Source organism: Pseudorhodoplanes sp. (genome assembly GCA_032027085.1).
GTDB lineage: Bacteria > Pseudomonadota > Alphaproteobacteria > Rhizobiales > Xanthobacteraceae > Pseudorhodoplanes.
On record JAVSMS010000001.1, the window covers coordinates 1,682,816 to 1,696,303 of the forward strand.

The 13,488-nt window shown below is 60.3% G+C and carries 14 protein-coding genes; 10 read left to right on the forward strand and 4 right to left on the reverse strand.

The features are described from left to right. The first annotated feature begins 2 nt into the window (after nt 1–2). Together puuE and RO009_08180 are read left to right on the forward strand one after the other, a co-directional pair. On the forward strand, nt 3–1,433 hold the full coding sequence (gene puuE, locus RO009_08175; GenBank protein MDT3685004.1) for an allantoinase PuuE: 1,431 nt from the start codon (nt 3–5) through the stop codon (nt 1,431–1,433). A gap of 29 nt (nt 1,434–1,462) precedes the next feature. Next, nucleotides 1,463–2,530, forward strand: coding sequence for a hypothetical protein (locus tag RO009_08180; GenBank protein MDT3685005.1), 1,068 nt, complete (start codon nt 1,463–1,465; stop codon nt 2,528–2,530). Between the two features lie 73 nt (nt 2,531–2,603). Here RO009_08180 and RO009_08185 read toward each other — a convergent pair whose 3' ends face one another. Continuing rightward, nucleotides 2,604–3,101, reverse strand: a complete 498-nt coding sequence (locus tag RO009_08185; protein ID MDT3685006.1) for a ferritin-like domain-containing protein — start codon at nt 3,099–3,101, stop codon at nt 2,604–2,606. Between the two features lie 127 nt (nt 3,102–3,228). On the opposite strand from RO009_08185, the gene RO009_08190 reads away from it, so the two are divergent. The 8 genes from RO009_08190 to RO009_08225 all read left to right on the forward strand — a co-directional run bounded on the left by RO009_08190 (nt 3,229) and on the right by RO009_08225 (nt 9,329). Continuing rightward, a complete protein-coding gene (locus RO009_08190) occupies nt 3,229–3,483 on the forward strand; it encodes a hypothetical protein (protein ID MDT3685007.1) in 255 nt (84 codons plus the stop codon). Between the two features lie 419 nt (nt 3,484–3,902). After that, a complete protein-coding gene (locus RO009_08195; protein MDT3685008.1) occupies nt 3,903–4,337 on the forward strand; it encodes a hypothetical protein in 435 nt (144 codons plus the stop codon). A gap of 5 nt (nt 4,338–4,342) precedes the next feature. Continuing rightward, nucleotides 4,343–4,561, forward strand: coding sequence for a hypothetical protein (locus tag RO009_08200; GenBank protein MDT3685009.1), 219 nt, complete (start codon nt 4,343–4,345; stop codon nt 4,559–4,561). Nucleotides 4,562–4,836: 275 nt separating this feature from the next. Beyond that, the gene (locus RO009_08205) at nt 4,837–5,670 is read left to right on the forward strand and encodes a cytochrome c oxidase subunit II (GenBank protein ID MDT3685010.1); all 834 of its coding nucleotides are present in this window, start codon (nt 4,837–4,839) and stop codon (nt 5,668–5,670) included. A 68-nt stretch (nt 5,671–5,738) separates the two neighbouring features. Beyond that, nucleotides 5,739–7,502: a cbb3-type cytochrome c oxidase subunit I gene (locus RO009_08210; GenBank protein ID MDT3685011.1), complete on the forward strand. Its 1,764-nt coding sequence runs from the start codon at nt 5,739–5,741 to the stop codon at nt 7,500–7,502. Between the two features lie 11 nt (nt 7,503–7,513). Continuing rightward, a complete protein-coding gene (locus RO009_08215; GenBank protein ID MDT3685012.1) occupies nt 7,514–8,239 on the forward strand; it encodes a cytochrome c oxidase subunit 3 in 726 nt (241 codons plus the stop codon). 40 nt (nt 8,240–8,279) lie between these two features. Beyond that, nucleotides 8,280–8,987, forward strand: coding sequence for a heme-copper oxidase subunit III family protein (locus tag RO009_08220; protein ID MDT3685013.1), 708 nt, complete (start codon nt 8,280–8,282; stop codon nt 8,985–8,987). 9 nt (nt 8,988–8,996) lie between these two features. Continuing rightward, complete coding sequence (locus tag RO009_08225; protein MDT3685014.1) at nt 8,997–9,329, forward strand: cytochrome C oxidase subunit IV family protein; 333 nt, start codon at nt 8,997–8,999, stop codon at nt 9,327–9,329. Between the two features lie 67 nt (nt 9,330–9,396). Here the strand turns inward: RO009_08225 and RO009_08230 are convergent, their stop codons facing one another. The 3 genes from RO009_08230 to RO009_08240 form a co-directional block, all read right to left on the reverse strand. Continuing rightward, complete coding sequence (locus RO009_08230; protein ID MDT3685015.1) at nt 9,397–10,500, reverse strand: DUF2189 domain-containing protein; 1,104 nt, start codon at nt 10,498–10,500, stop codon at nt 9,397–9,399. 140 nt (nt 10,501–10,640) lie between these two features. After that, on the reverse strand, nt 10,641–12,098 hold the full coding sequence (locus RO009_08235; protein MDT3685016.1) for a glutamine synthetase: 1,458 nt from the start codon (nt 12,096–12,098) through the stop codon (nt 10,641–10,643). Nucleotides 12,099–12,152: 54 nt separating this feature from the next. Further along, a complete protein-coding gene (locus RO009_08240; GenBank protein ID MDT3685017.1) occupies nt 12,153–13,463 on the reverse strand; it encodes an aromatic ring-hydroxylating dioxygenase subunit alpha in 1,311 nt (436 codons plus the stop codon). Nucleotides 13,464–13,488 lie beyond the last annotated feature (25 nt).

Consider the following 13,488-nt stretch of genomic DNA (forward strand, 5'->3'; position numbering starts at 1 on the left):
CCATGACACTCTACCCGCGTGATCTCGTCGGCTACGGCCGCAATCCGCCGCATGCCAAATGGCCGAACGATGCGCGAATCTGCGTTCAGTTCGTCATCAATTACGAGGAAGGCGGCGAAAACTGCATTCTCCACGGCGATGCGGCGTCGGAGGCATTTCTGTCCGAAATTGTCGGGGCCCAGCCATGGCCCGGGCAACGCCACATGAATATGGAATCGATTTACGAGTACGGTTCGCGGGCGGGTTTCTGGCGTCTGCACCGGCTTTTCACGGATCGCAATATTCCGGTCACGGTCTTCGGCATCGCGACCGCGATGGCCCGACATCCCGGAGCGGTTGCCGCGATGCGGGACGCCGGCTGGGAGATCGCAACGCATGGCCTCAAGTGGATCGAATACAAGGACATGCCGGAAGCGGAGGAACGCAGCCATATTGAGGAGGCGATCCGGCTGCATATGGAGGTGACCGGAGCCCGGCCAGACGGTTTTTATCAGGGCCGTTGTTCGGCGAACACGCTCGACATCGTCCTCAACGAGCAAGGCTTTCTCTATTCATCCGACTCCTATGCGGATGATCTTCCCTACTGGATCAACGGCCCGCACGGCCCGCATCTGATTGTGCCGTATACGCTTGATGCGAATGACATGCGTTTCGCCACGCCGCAGGGCTTCAACAGCGGCGACCAGTTCTTCACCTATCTCAAAGACAGCTTCGATTGCCTGTACGAGGAAGGCGCGACGGCGCCGAAAATGCTGTCGGTCGGCCTGCATTGCCGCCTGGCCGGCAGGCCAGGGCGAGCAGCGTCTCTTGCCCGTTTCCTGGACTATGTGTCCTCAAAACAGGGTGTCTGGCTCGCTCGGAGAATCGACATCGCGCGGCACTGGATCGCCCACCATCCCCCCAAAGCAGGCTATGTTCCGAGCCAGATGGCGCGCGCTCTTTTCGTCGAGTTCTTCGGCAGCGTTTATGAGCACACGCCGCAGATTGCGGAGGCCGTGCACCGCGCCGGTTTGACAAAGTCGCATGACTCGGCGGAGGGCCTGCACGCCGCCATGGCCGCTGCCATGCGAGATATGTCGGACGATGACAAGCTGCGGCTGATCAACGCGCATCCGGATCTCGCCGGACGGCTGGCGGTTGCCGATCAACTGACAATCGATTCGCGCCGCGAACAAGGGTTGGCCGGGCTGAATGCCTTGACGCCGGAGGAACTGGCGCGGTTCACCACGCTCAACGACAGGTACCGCGCGCGATTTGGCTTTCCGTTCATCATGGCGGTGAAAGGACAGAGCAAAGACAGCATTTTGCGGGCCTTTGAACAGCGCATCGCCAACGATCCGCCGGTGGAGTTCAAAACCGCCCTGCAGGAGATCGAGAAAATCGCGCTTCTGCGCCTGAAGGATCGCTTCGCCGCCGACAAGCGGCCCGCCTGAATGCAGCTTTCAACACGTGGAGTGAATTTATGGCTTACAACATCATGATCATGGGCGCGTCGTATGGCTCGCTGCTTGCTTCCAAGATCCTGTTCGGCGGCCATTCCGTGCATCTGATCTGCCTGCCGGCGGAGGCCGAGCTGATCAACGCCGAGGGTTTTCGGGTGCGCATGCCGGTGAAGGGGCGCAAGGAGGCGGTCGAGATCGATTCCCGCAAGCTGCCCGGCAAGGTGACGGCCGGGGGCGCCGCCGGCGTCAATCCGAAGGACTACGACCTGATCGGGCTCGCCATGCAGGAGCCGCAATACCGCTCGCCGGGGGTGCGGGAGTTGCTGGATGCGGTCGCAAAATCGCGGGTGCCCTGCATGTCGATCATGAACATGCCGCCGCTGCCCTACATGAAGCGCATTCCGGGCCTCGACGCCGAGACGCTGAAGCCGGCCTATACCGATCCAACGGTGTGGGACAATTTCGAGCCCGGCTGTCTCACCTTGTGCAGCCCCGACCCGCAGGCGATCCGTCCGCCGGAGGAGAACGTCAATGTGCTGCAGGTGACGCTGCCGACCAATTTCAAGGTGGCGAAGTTCGATAGCGACGCCTCGACCGCCATCCTGCGCCAGCTTGAGAAGGACATCGACGCGGTGCGCTTTGACACACCGGAGGGCCAGATCGAATTGCCGGTGAAGCTGCGGGTGCATGATTCGCTGTTCGTACCGCTGGCGAAATGGGCGATGCTGCTCGCCGGCAATTACCGCTGCGTCACCCCGGACGGCATGCGCACCGCGCAGGAAGCGGTGCACAGCGACATCGAGACCTCGCGTTCGGTCTACAACTTCGTCAACGACCTCGTGGTGCGGCTTGGCGCCAACCCGAACGACCTCGTGCCGTTCGAGAAATACGCCGCCGCGGCACAGAGCCTGTCGCGTCCGGCCTCGGCCGCCCGCGCGTTGCAGAACGGGGCGCCGAACATCGAGCGCGCCGACAAGCTGGTGCAGCTCATCGCCCGGCAGAAGGGGCTGAGCAACGCCGCGATCGACGCGCAGGTGGCGCTGGTCGACGCCCGCATCGAGGCCAACCGCAAGAAGGCGGCGGCATAGGTCCGCTCATATCGGAACGTAAAGACCAAGCCCGCAGCATTTCCATGCTGCGGGCTTTGCATTGAACCGGCGCCTACTCCGCGGCCGCCTGATAATTGATCGCCGACTCGGCCAGCTTGGTCAGCGACTTGTCGGTCTTCTCCTCCTCCGCCAGCGTCTGCTCGAGCAGATTGGCGGCGTCGTCCATGCCCATCTGTTTCGCCCAGGCGATCAGCGTGCCGTAGCGGGATATCTCGTAATGCTCGACGGCTTGCGCCCCTGCCAGCAGGCCGGCGTCGAGCGCGTCTGATTCCTTGAAATCATGCATTACTTCCTGGCCCTCCTCGATCAATCCGAGGATGGCCGGGCAGTTCTTGCCGCGCGGCTGCTTGTCCATCATTTCAAAGACCTGCTCCAGCCGCTCGACCTGCGCCTCGGTCTCCTCCGCATGTTTCTCGAACGCGGCGGTAAGCTCTTCGGATTGGGCCGCCTTCGCCATTTTCGGCAAGGCCGTGAGGATCTTCTTTTCGGCGAAATAGATGTCCTTCAGCGTCTCGTGAAAGAGGTCTTCCAGCTTCTTTTCCTTGGCCATGGCCGTTCTCCGGTGAATGGAATGCTTGTCAATGCCGCCGCGCAAGCACAGTTCCACCGGCCGGGAAATTCCGGAACGCTTCCGGCGTTTGCCAGTTGCTCCCGTCACAGGAGGGAGCCACGCACACATGGCACGCAAACTCGTCGCCTTTCATGATGAGGATCGCAGGGCGCTCGAAGAGCTGGCGGACGACCGGTCCTCGACCTTTCAGGAACTCATGGACGAAGCAGTTCGTGACCTGCTCCGGAAATACAATCGCCCGACCGCGTTGCGCGAGGCGCTGACCGAAAGCGCCAAGGGAGGCGGCAAAGGGTCGGTCATCGCCTTCCCGAAGCGGCAGGGCGTCAAAAAGAAGCGCTCGACCCGCACGACCCGACCCTGAGCGCGGCGGCCAATGCCACCACCATTGCCAGCTTCAAAGGCTTGGGGTCGTCGTCCTTCGATCCCGGGATTACCCGAGATTAGTCTCAACAGGCGCCTGTCGGCCAAGACCGACTTGCCAAGGAGCCTTGCCTCACAAGCCACCTCAAGGTGACAAAATACCTCGTCCTCCCTATGTGACCCGCCTCACATTCGGCTTCGCCGCAGGCCCCTAGAAATGCCGGTGCAACTCCAGCGTTTGGGAGGCACCGATGCAACACCACGGTCCAGCTTGGCGCTCTCAGGCCTCACAGGCCGGCGTTGCCGCCGGCGTCTTCCATTCCCGTCTGCCGCCGTTTTCCGCGCCCCTTGCCACCCGCGCCGCAGCCTCACGTCAGCGGCCGGCGGCAGCTCCTCACATACAAACAGGGAAGGAATGTCATGCGTAACCAATACAACAACGAGTTGGCGGACCATGTCATCGACCGCCAAAGCATCCTCGCGGCCACGTTCCTGATCGCGCTTGCAGCCCTGGTGTTTACCATTGCCGGCGGCATGCGTGTTTTTGTTACCAAAGATTGTCAATTGCAGCCGCACTGGCTGGGCACGCAATCCGGCGAGGCGGCCACGGCAACAAGCCGCGGTGGCGCGCCCTGCCTGATCTCGGCCCGCAACACGCAGGCCAATGTCAAAGCGCTCGAACTGGTCACCCCGCCGCTCAACGGGCGCATCGACATGCGCGGAAAAACCGGCCTGATCTATGTGCCCAATTCGCAATTCAAGGGACAGGACTCCTTCGATCTCAAGGTCCTGCGCGAAAACGAGCCGGACACCGCGGCCAAGGTCATCAACATGAAGGTCAATGTGGATTGGTGAGTACCATGCCAAAGTATTTTTTTGATCTGATGGGCAAGAACGAGATGCGCGACCGGTCCGGTATCGAATTCTCGAATGATGCCGACGCCTGCCGCGAGGCGATCCTGCGTGGCACCGACCGCAGCCATCCGGAAGCGCCGCTCTATGGCGAATTCGAATCGATCGTGGTCCGCGGCGCCAGCGGCTCCATCATCTGCGCGGCACCAATCCTGCACAGGAAATGAGTTTTGGCGGCAGGCGATGTCACGTCAATGCGTCATGTTGCATTTTATGAAGCATCATTATCACTGGCACGCCAGATAAGGGCTCACGCGCCGCGCCGCCGCCTCCTCGAGGCCTCCCAAGCCGGAGAATATTATTTCATTCGGATTGCCGATCATGTGAAAGCCGGCCGCCCAGCAAACGATTTTCGATCAGGGCCGCTTATATTATGATATGTTGAGATTGCCTCTTGGTTCATGCCGCCGCCTGACAAGCTCTGAAGGCAAGGATGAAAGAGATGGCGATAGCAATCGTATTGATTCTGATAGCGGTCGGCTCGGTGCTCTTCCATCTATTGAGCCCGTGGTGGTGGACACCGATTGCCTCGAATTGGCGCTATATCGACGACACGATCATCATCACTTTCTGGATCACCGGCGGCGTTTTCAGCGCCGTCGTTTTGTTTATGGCCTATTGCGTTTTACGCTTCCGCCACCAGCCCGGCCGGCGGGCGGCCTACCAGCCCGAAAGTAAACGGCTGGAATGGTGGCTGAGCGTGGGAACCGGCGTCGGCGTCGCGGCGATGCTGGCACCTGGGCTGTTCGTCTGGCACCAGTTCATCACCGTGCCGGACGGCGCAACGGAGATCGAAGTCCTCGGCCAGCAATGGCAATGGAGCTATCGCCTTCCTGGCAAGGACGGAAAGCTTGGAACCTCGGATGTCCGCAACATCAGCTCGGACAATCCTTTGGGATTGAATCCGAACGATCCGAATGGGCAGGACGATGTCGTGATCGCGGGTGACAATCTGCACCTGCAGATTGGCAAGCCGGTGAAGGTGCTGCTGCGCTCCATCGATGTCGTGCACAATTTCTACGTGCCCGAATTCCGCGCCAAGATGGATTTCCTGCCAGGTCTGGTGACCTATTTCTGGTTCACGCCAACCAGGACCGGCACGTTCGACGTGCTCTGCGCCGAGTTGTGCGGCGTCGGCCACGCGCAGATGCGTGGACAAGTGATTGTAGATGAGGAGAAGGACTATCACGCCTGGCTGGAGCAGCAGAAAACCTTCGCGGAATTGTCGGGCCGGCCAAGAGCGGCAAGCGTAACATACGGATCTGGGGGAGAGTGAGCACCGCGCGGCTGAAGGGTTGAGGGATACGCCGCGCCCGAATGGAGACGAGCAAGGAGGGCACTGCGATGGCTGATGTCCCACTTCGCGGAATTGCTGGTGTCCCGCCGGCCGAAGTCCCTGACGTCGAGCTCTATCATCCCAAGAGCTGGGTGACGAAATACGTTTTCTCGCAGGACGCCAAGGTCATCGCCATTCAGTATTCGGTCACTGCGCTCGCCATCGGCATGGTCGCTCTGGTGCTGTCGTGGATGATGCGACTGCAGCTCGGCTTCCCGGGCACATTCTCGTTCATCGATCCGGAGAAATACCTGCAATTCATCACCATGCACGGCATGATCATGGTGATCTATCTGCTCACCGCCTTGTTCCTCGGCGGTTTCGGCAATTATCTCATCCCGCTGATGGTCGGCGCGCGCGACATGGTGTTTCCCTATGTCAACATGCTGAGCTATTGGGTCTATCTGCTCGCCGTGCTGGTCCTGGTCGGGAATTTCTTCGTGCCGGGCGGACCGACCGGCGCCGGATGGACGCTCTATCCGCCGCAAGCCATCCTCGCCGGCACGCCCGGTGGACAGGACTGGGGCATCATCCTGATGCTCGTATCGCTTATCCTGTTCATCATCGGCTTCACCATGGGTGGGCTGAATTATGTGGTGACGGTGCTGCAGGCGCGCACCCGCGGCATGACCTTGATGCGCATGCCGCTCACCGTCTGGGGCATTTTCACCGCGACGATCCTCGCGCTGCTCGCCTTCCCGGCCTTGTTCGTCGCCTGCGTGATGCTGCTGTTCGACCGTCTGCTGAGCACCAGCTTCTTCATGCCGACGCTGATCTCGATGGGAGAACAGCTACGCTATGGCGGCGGCAGTCCGATCCTGTTCCAGCACCTGTTCTGGTTCTTCGGGCATCCCGAGGTCTACATCGTCGCCTTGCCGGGCTTCGGCATCGTCTCCGACCTGATCGCCACGCATGCGCGCAAGAATATCTTCGGCTATCGCATGATGGTGTGGGCAATCGTGGCAATCGCCGCGCTCAGCTTCGTGGTCTGGGCGCATCATATGTATGTCAGCGGCATGCACCCGTATTTCGGCTATTTCTTCGCCACCACGACGCTGATCATCGCCATCCCGACTGCCATCAAGGTCTATAACTGGGTGCTGACGCTGTGGCGCGGCGACATTCACCTCACGCCGCCGATGCTGTTCGCGCTCGGCTTCATCGTCACCTTCGTCAATGGCGGCCTCACCGGTCTGTTCCTTGGCAACGTGGTTGTCGATGTCCCGTTGTCCGACACGATGTTCGTCGTCGCGCATTTCCACATGGTGATGGGCGTGGCGCCGATCCTGGTCGTCTTCGGCGCGATCTATCACTGGTATCCGAAGGTCACCGGGCGCATGCTCGACGATTGGATGGCCAAGTTCCACTTCTGGGTCACCTTCCTCGGCGCCTACGCGATCTTCTTCCCCATGCATTATCTCGGCCTGCTCGGCATGCCGCGCCGCTATCACGACATCGGCGAGACGTCCTTCATTCCGGCCTCCGCGCATGACCTGAATGCTTTCATCAGCATCGTAGCGCTGATCGTGGGCTTCGCGCAGATGGTGTTCCTGTTCAATCTGGTCTGGAGCCTGCGCTACGGGAAGAAGGCCGGCTCCAACCCCTGGGGCGCCACCACGCTGGAATGGCAGACGCCGGAGACGCCGCCGGGGCATGGCAACTGGGGCAAGGAACTCCCGGTCGTCTATCGCTGGGCCTACGACTACAGCGTGCCCGGCGCGGATCGCGATTTCGTGCCGCAGAATCAGCCCGGACTGAGGCAAGCCACCTAGGAGGAAATGCGGTGGGCATCATCGTTCTCTTCCTGGGCGTTCTTGCCGTGATCGCCGCCTGGTGGCTGTCGCAGCAACGATTGATGTCCAAACCCTGGCTCGAAGCCGGCCCGGCCGGTAGCGTTCCCGGCACCGGTGCATCGCCGCTGCCGGCGGCAAAGCTCGGCCTGGGTTTCTTTATCGTCGTCGCCAGCGCGCTGTTTACCCTCTTCCTCAGCGCCTATTCGACGCGCATGCAGATGGGAGACTGGCGGCCTCTGCCGGTGCCGCCGCTCTTGTGGTTCAACACCTTTGTGCTGGTGCTAAGCAGTGCGGCGCTGCAATGGGCGCGCGGCGCGGCGCGGCGGGACGAGCGTGAGACGATAAAGACCGGCCTCCTCGCCGCATGCGCTTGCACGCTTGTCTTCCTTGGGGGGCAAATCGCGGCTTGGCATCAACTGAACGCTGCCGGGTACGGTCTGGCCTCCAATCCTGCCAACGCTTTCTTCTATGTGCTCACCGCGGCGCATGCGCTGCATGTCTTCGGCGGCCTGGTGGCTTTAGCCCGGACCGTACAAAAAGCCTGGCGTGGCGTCAGCATGGGCAAGTTGCGGCTGAGCGTCGAACTCTGCGCCATCTACTGGCATTTTCTGCTTCTCGTCTGGCTGCTGCTGTTCGCATTGCTGCTGATCGAGCCAGGCGATTCCCTTTCAGAGTTTCTCGCGCGCTGCGTTCAGCTCATTCCGGGAGCGAGGTAGGACGATGGCCAATCATGCGCTGACGAACACGCACGGTGTGATGGTGGACGCCGGTCAAGCGTTCGAACGACCTGCCGGCTGGCGGGGCATTGCCGCCGACTGGGCCTCCGACCAGCGCGCCTTCAAGAATGTGTCGTGGGGCAAGGCCATGATGTGGATTTTCCTCCTCAGCGACACCTTCATCTTCAGCTGCTTCCTGCTCTCCTACATGACGGCGCGGATGTCGACGACCGTGCCGTGGCCCAATCCAAGTGAAGTGTTCGCCTTGCATATCGGCGGGACAAACATCCCGCTCATCCTCATCGCCATCATGACTTTCGTCCTGATCAGCAGCAGCGGAACGATGGCGATGGCGGTCAATTTCGGTTACCGCCGCGATCGCGTCAAAACCGCGATCCTGATGCTGCTGACCGCTGCCCTGGGCGCGACATTCGTCGGCATGCAGGCCTTCGAATGGACCAAGCTGATCATGGAAGGGGTGCGGCCTTGGGAAAATCCGTGGGGCGCCGCGCAATTCGGCTCCAGCTTCTTCATGATCACGGGCTTCCATGGCACGCACGTGACGATCGGCGTGATCTTCCTGATCATCATTGCGCGCAAGGTCTTACGCGGTGACTTTGATCGCGGCGCACGCGGCTTTTTCACCAGCCACAAGGGCAATTACGAGATCGTCGAGATCATGGGCCTCTACTGGCATTTCGTCGATCTCGTGTGGGTCTTCATATTTGCCTTCTTCTATCTGTGGTGAGGACGGGCCATGGCACAGGCTGTCGCGCATGCCGAAGGACAACAGCATCCGATCAAGCTCTATCTCGTCGTGTGGGGATGGCTATTCATCCTCAGCGCCGGGTCCTATCTCGTCGATTATTTTCATCTCCAGGGTTACCTGAGGTGGTCGCTGATCCTTTTGTTCATGATCCTGAAGGCAGGTCTGATCGTCGCCGTCTTCATGCACATGGCCTGGGAACGGCTCGCACTGGTTTATGCCATTCTGACGCCGCCGGTCTTCGTTCTGGTCTTTGTCGCTATCATGGTGTTCGAATCTGACTACACCCGTCTGATACGCGTGATTTTCTTCGGAGAGTCATGAAACATGCAAGGCCGCGTCCATCATCGGACGCGGCCTTGTCAGTCGTGACGTTTGCGCGCAGCGTCAGTTATTCCTTGTCACGCGCCCACGGAAAGAGAACAACGGGGAAGTCCGCGGCATAGCGCCGGCCTTTCCGCGGATGATGTAACTCCGGGCGCGGGCTCAGATCCGGCGCCACCACTTTGCGGTACAGATGCCAGCTTGCATGCCCCAAGATCGGCATAACCACCGCAAGGCCGACAAAAAATGGCAGCGCGCCAATCACCAAAGCGACGGCGATGAACAAGCCCCAAGCCGCCATGACAACCGGATTAACCAGAACCGACTTGATCGACGTGTGCATGGCGACGACTGCGCCCACATCGTGATCCAGCAAAAGCGGGAAGGAAATGACGGAGAGCGAGAACGCCGCGACCGCGAACAGGAAGCCGATAGCATTGCCGAGAATAATCAGCGTCCAGCCCTCCCGGGTGGTGAAGATATCCTTGAGGAATTGTTCAAGGGATTCCGGCGAACCATAGCCGAAAAGCGACTGATAGACCCATTGGGCAACGCCGAGCCAGACCACGAAGATCGCCATCAACAGCAGCGCGAGAGCAGCAATGGCGGCTGCAGACGAACTGCGTCCCACTTCAAAGGCGTGCGTCCAGGCTGTGTCCAGACCCTCCTCGCGGCGTCGGCTCAGCTCGTAGAAGCCGATCGCCGCAAAGGGACCGATCAGCGCAAAACCCGCCGCGAGCGGAAACAGGATCGGCATCATGTTGTAGCCGAATGACAGGCGCGCCAGCATGAGTCCTACGATGGGATAGATCACGGCGAGAAGCAGCACATGTGTCGGCATCGCCCAGAAGTCATCGATGCCTTTCATCAAAGCATCTTTCAAATCTGCAAATCCAATCTTGCGCACGATCGGCTGCGCAGGCGCTTCACCCGCGCCGCTAATCACATGGAATGTGGCCATGATCATGCCTCCCTTCCCGTTCTTCGAACGGTCGCGAGGCTCCGGGCAACTAATACGTTGTGTTCCCGCGCTGGTCACGCCGGAGTTGCGACCTGCTGTAAACCAAATATACGCTCTTCTTCGAAAGTTGTCGCCCCGGCAGCAGAGTAGAGTTCGGTATCTTGCCGAGAACCTGGCGCTCGCGCACGAAAACGTGAAGACCCGCAGCACTGCAGTCCTCGCCGCGATCCGGTTTCTGACGAGAACTTAAACTCTACGCGGATACCAAACTCGGTCGAGCGAGTGCCAGCAACGAGACCCGGCCGGCGATTCGAGACGCGAAACATGACGAGTATCAGCGACCCCCGCGGTCAGAACAGGTCGAAATATTCCTTCTGTTCCCAGTGCGTCACTTCGGATGTGTCCTCTTTTTCTTCTGCCCGATACCGCGCAATCTCCGCGTCCTTGATGCGCAGATAATAATCGACAAAGCCGTTGCCGAACCCCTTGCGGAAGCATGCGCTTGTCCGCAGCGCATCAAGCGCCTCGCCGAGCGATTTGGGCATCGGTTCCGCCTTGGTCTCATAAGGCGTATCCGCGGACGGCCCCGGATCAAGCTCACACCCCACACCGTCAAGGCCCGCAACAATCTGGGACGCCATATAGAGATAAGGATTAGCCGCCGGTTCGCCGATGCGATTTTCCAGATGCGTTGCCGGATCGCCTGCGCGACCCATCACCCGCACCATCACGCCGCGGTTATCCTGCCCCCAAATCACCCGGTCGGGCGCCAGAGCATAGGCGCGATAGCGCTTGTAGCCATTGAGCGTCGGCGTCGCGAAAGCCGCGGCCGCCCTGGCATTGACCAGCAGGCCGGCGAGGTAGGACCGGCCGAAGGGCGAAAGCACCTGTGCTCCATCATTAGAAACAAAGACGTTGGCCTTGGTTTTCGAATCGAGCAGCGACTGATGCAGGTGCCAGCCGCTCGAAAAAATATTCGGCAGACCCGGCCGGCACATGAAGGTGCAATGCAGCCCCTGCCGGCGCGCCACCTGCTTCATGGCGCTGCGGAACAGTATCATCATGTCGGCAGCCTGCAGCCCCGGCATCGGACGGAAGGTGAATTCGCACTGGCTCGGTCCGAGCTCCACCTCCATGGAACGGAACGGCAGACCGAGCGCAGTCACGGTGCGCCAGAAAGGCTCAAGCACGGGCTCTATCTGATCCGCGCGCGCTTCGGTGAGGAGTTGGAATCCCTGGTGGATGAAACTCACGTCCGGCGGTTCGCCGGGCCATGTGCAGTCAGCCGGCGCGAGCTTCGGATCTTCCAGCTTGAAGAGATGAAATTCGACTTCAAGACCCGCAACAAAATCAAAGCCGGCGTCGGAAAGACGCGAGAGCGCGTTGCGATAAAGCTGCCGGGTGGAAAACGGAACCGGCTTTCCATTCGGAAAATAGATGTCGCACAGCAGCCAGCCGGTATTCGGCGCCCAGGGCAGAACGCGAAACGTCGTCGGATCAGCGATCATCAGAAAATCGCCGGCGCCTTCCATTTCCGGCATGCCGAAACCGCCGCCCGGCGTGAAGACCGGAAATACGGTGCGATGCGAGGTATCCTTGGCAAGCAGGGTCGACGTCATCGCGACCCCGTTACGCATCAATTTGGCGGCCTCGCGCGCCGCCACGGTCTTGCCCCGCAGCACGCCGTGCTGATCGGGAAAGGAAAAACGCACAAGCTCAAGCTTGTGCGCTTGAATGTCCTGCTCGACCGAGGCGGCAGCCTTCATCTGCTCGCCGGACCACAGATCATGCCGCTCGACAAAACTCATCCCGGACGCGCGATGGTCGTGCGAGGACATCGGACTGCTCCAGCGAAGGGGCCGTCAATGCCCGGCCCACGAATTTTTCCGTCGCTTCTCTTCCGCGCTGCGCCAATAGCCCTGCCAGTCAGCGGCCGGGCCGATGCCGTCGATCGCCGCAGGGCCAATCATTTTGCCGGCCGCGTCAGGATCGAGCACCATCAGGAGCTTTTCATCGTCCTTGCCGGCCTTGGCGATCGCGTCGCGCAGAATGCGCCGATAGGCGGTGATCGCCTTGTCCGACTGGCCGAGATGCTCCTTGGTGCGATCCTGGATTTCTCCCATCGATTCGCAGGCCCATTGATCGTGTACGTTGATGTCGGCGCCCATGCCGGTATAGGTCTCGTGTTCCTGCTCGTGCGGATCGAAACCGTAATCGTTGCGCTTGTTCTTGCGCGGAATGTAATCGGGCAGTTCATAAAGCTCGAGGCGCTGGCGCCGCATCTCATCCTTGTCCACGGGCCCGCCGAAGCTGGTGAAGATCGCATACCAGTAGTGCTTGGTGTCGTCGACCGGCACGTGCCATTGCGTGATCGTCATGTCGCTCGACATCGGGATGGTGAAAGAATTGGGAAATATCAAATTGGTGACGCGCACATGCATCTTGGCGTCATTGATCTGACGCAGCGTCATCAAGCGCAATCCAAATTCGGTATGTTCGACCTCGATCCGCGGACGCGGGAATTCGCGCATGATTTTGCTGATCGGCATGTCGGAATCGACAGAGTGGTCCCGAAACACCTTGCCGTAGCCTTTGGTCGGGTCTTCGTCTTCAAAGAAACGATGCAGAAATGACGTGTGTACGGGGTCGATACCGACCTCAAGCGACTGCAGCCAGTTGCACTCGATCAGCCCCTTGAATGCGAAAGTGTGAGAATCGGGCGCGATGAAGCAATCCATTTCCGGAAAAGCCGGCGGCTCACCGGGGCCCATATAGGCGAACAGAATGCCGCTCTTCTCGACGACCGGATAAGACCTTTGCTTGATGTTGCTGCAGAGATTGCTGTCGTCCGGTTCGGCGGGCGTCTCCAGGCATTTCCCATTTACGTCGAACTTCCAGCCATGAAAGGCGCAGCGCAGACCGTCAGATTCCAGACGCCCGAACGCCAGGTCGGTGCCGCGATGTGGGCAGGCGCGATCGAGAAGTCCGTAGCGTCCTTCTCCGTCCTTGAAGATCACCAGATTTTCGCCAAGCAGCTTGACCGGCTTGATCGGCCGGTTGCCCGACAATTCATCCACCAGAGCCGCCGGCTGCCAGTAGCGACGGAGCAGGTTACCAGTGCCCGTACCCCGGCCAGTCCGGGTGATGAGATTGTTCTGCTCTGCGCTCAGCATGGAGAGCTCCGTTCTGTCCGCTTGT

What these genes read in the sequence shown, in the direction of transcription:
- puuE (MDT3685004.1), top strand. Translation starts at nt 3, where the DNA reads ATGACACTCTACCCGCGTGATCTCGTCGGCTACGGCCGCAATCCGCCG.
- RO009_08180 (MDT3685005.1), top strand. Translation starts at nt 1,463, where the DNA reads ATGGCTTACAACATCATGATCATGGGCGCGTCGTATGGCTCGCTGCTT.
- RO009_08185 (MDT3685006.1), bottom strand. Translation starts at nt 3,101, where the DNA reads ATGGCCAAGGAAAAGAAGCTGGAAGACCTCTTTCACGAGACGCTGAAG.
- RO009_08190 (MDT3685007.1), top strand. Translation starts at nt 3,229, where the DNA reads ATGGCACGCAAACTCGTCGCCTTTCATGATGAGGATCGCAGGGCGCTC.
- RO009_08195 (MDT3685008.1), top strand. Translation starts at nt 3,903, where the DNA reads ATGCGTAACCAATACAACAACGAGTTGGCGGACCATGTCATCGACCGC.
- RO009_08200 (MDT3685009.1), top strand. Translation starts at nt 4,343, where the DNA reads ATGCCAAAGTATTTTTTTGATCTGATGGGCAAGAACGAGATGCGCGAC.
- RO009_08205 (MDT3685010.1), top strand. Translation starts at nt 4,837, where the DNA reads ATGGCGATAGCAATCGTATTGATTCTGATAGCGGTCGGCTCGGTGCTC.
- RO009_08210 (MDT3685011.1), top strand. Translation starts at nt 5,739, where the DNA reads ATGGCTGATGTCCCACTTCGCGGAATTGCTGGTGTCCCGCCGGCCGAA.
- RO009_08220 (MDT3685013.1), top strand. Translation starts at nt 8,280, where the DNA reads ATGGTGGACGCCGGTCAAGCGTTCGAACGACCTGCCGGCTGGCGGGGC.
- RO009_08225 (MDT3685014.1), top strand. Translation starts at nt 8,997, where the DNA reads ATGGCACAGGCTGTCGCGCATGCCGAAGGACAACAGCATCCGATCAAG.
- RO009_08235 (MDT3685016.1), bottom strand. Translation starts at nt 12,098, where the DNA reads ATGAGTTTTGTCGAGCGGCATGATCTGTGGTCCGGCGAGCAGATGAAG.
- RO009_08240 (MDT3685017.1), bottom strand. Translation starts at nt 13,463, where the DNA reads ATGCTGAGCGCAGAGCAGAACAATCTCATCACCCGGACTGGCCGGGGT.